We start from the raw sequence: 225 nt of genomic DNA, 5'->3' as shown, positions 1-225 counted from the left end.
GAAGGTGCCAAGAACGAATGGTATTACTTTGACAAAACTGGTAAAGCAGTGACAGGTCTTCAAAAGATTGGCAAACAAACACTTTACTTTGACCAAGATGGTAAGCAAGTCAAGGGTAAAGTAGTAACTTTGGCTGATAAATCCATCCGTTACTTTGATGCCGACTCAGGAGAAATGGCAGTCGGCAAGTTTGCAGAAGGTGCCAAGAACGAATGGTATTACTTT

General features: G+C 41.3%; 1 pseudogene. It reads left to right on the top strand.

What is annotated here, in order from left to right:
• Positions 1 to 225: pseudogene (locus HMPREF2766_RS04460) on the top strand (hypothetical protein); the annotation flags it as partial.

This window comes from Streptococcus sp. HMSC076C08 (genome assembly GCF_001810825.1).
In the GTDB taxonomy this organism is placed as follows: domain Bacteria; phylum Bacillota; class Bacilli; order Lactobacillales; family Streptococcaceae; genus Streptococcus.
The sequence above is the reverse complement of the archived record's forward strand: the minus strand, read 5'-3'. Positions and strand labels throughout refer to the sequence as shown.